We start from the raw sequence: 1,527 nt of genomic DNA on the forward strand, positions 1-1,527 counted from the left end.
TCCGTGCGCTGCCCGCAATTTTGAAGATTCACCCCAATGTGGTCTACATCGTCTCTGGAGTTACGCATCCGCATATTCGGCGCCGCGAAGGTGAGCGCTACCGAGAAGAGTTACAAGCACTGGCCGAGCAACTTGGCGTCTCTTCAAATCTGATTCTGAATAACCGCTTCGTGAGTACAGAAGAACTTATAGAGCACGTGGGCGCCGCCGATATCTACATTACGCCCTATCGGCAGGAAGCCCAGGTTGTTTCCGGTACGCTGGCCATCGCACTTGGAGCAGGCAAGGCAATTATTTCCACTCCGTATTGGCATGCCAGGGAGCTACTCGCCGACAAAAGAGGAATCATTGTTCCGTTTGACAGTCCCGATGCGATTGCGGAATCAGTTCTTGCGCTGCTCGGAAATGAGGCGGAGCGCCACGCGATGCGCAAAAGAGCATTTCTGTATTCACGAGGAACAACGTGGCCGAGGACCGCAAAGGCCTATATGGCAACGTTTCAGCGGGCGCGCTTCGAGCGCACGTTAAAGCCCAAGGCCGCTCAACCCGACGATGATGCTATGGAATCCATCGGGCTGATTGATCGCTTGCCGACGCTGAGCACCCGCCATCTCTCGACTATGACCGACAGCACGGGGATATTGCAGCACGCAATCTTCTGTGTGCCCAATACTCGCGAAGGATACACGACGGATGACAATGCACGTGCGCTTATCGTGACCACTCTTCTGGACATAAGATTGGGGATCGAATCCCGCGAGGAGCATCTCAATCTCTCTCGCCGGTATCTCGCCTTTCTCTGGCTCGCCTTTCATGCCGAAACCGGTAGGTTCAGAAACTTCCTTGGCTACGACCGCAATTGGCTTGAAAAGGTCGGCTCGGAAGATAGCCATGGCCGCGCCCTGTGGGCTTTGGGAACGGTGCTTGGTCATTCTCGGAATGCCGGATTGCGCGGAGCGGCCGGAAGGCTTTTTGAGGCCGCGGTGCCTGCGGTCTTGAAGTTTACGAGTCCGCGCGCCTGGGCATTTTGTGTTCTCGGCATGCAGGCCTATCTGGATTGGTTCCCCGGCGACAGAGCCATTCAGGTCGTACGAAACACACTCGCGAATCGCCTGCTGGACATCTACGAACGCAGTCACTCCGACGGATGGCATTGGTTCGAGAAGAGTCTTACTTACTCGAATGCAAGACTCTCGCAAGCGCTCATTCTTGCCGGATGGCGCAGCAATAACAAGAGAATGATCGCTGCAGGAATTGAGTCGCTCGAATGGCTCGCAGCTGCTCAACATTGCGGCGATCCAGAGATATTCGTCCCCATCGGCTCCAACGGCTCGTTCGCCGAGGGCGCGGAGAAGGCGCGCTTCGATCAGCAACCTGTCGAAGCATGCGCCATGATCTCTGCTTGTCTTGAGGTATACAGGCTCAATAATGATGAACGATGGCTTGAAGAAGCCCGTCGCGTTTTCCGTTGGTTCCTGGGTAAGAACGATCTGCACGCTCCTCTCTACGACCCAACAACCGGTGGAT

Annotated in this window: 1 protein-coding gene; it reads left to right on the top strand. The window is 55.5% G+C overall.

Annotated elements, in window-relative coordinates:
- The coding region (locus WCB02_RS32045; protein ID WP_423964549.1) for a glycosyltransferase at nt 1–1,527 on the top strand (1,527 nt) is incomplete at both ends.

The organism is Bradyrhizobium sp. (assembly GCF_049581145.1).
GTDB lineage: Bacteria > Pseudomonadota > Alphaproteobacteria > Rhizobiales > Xanthobacteraceae > Bradyrhizobium.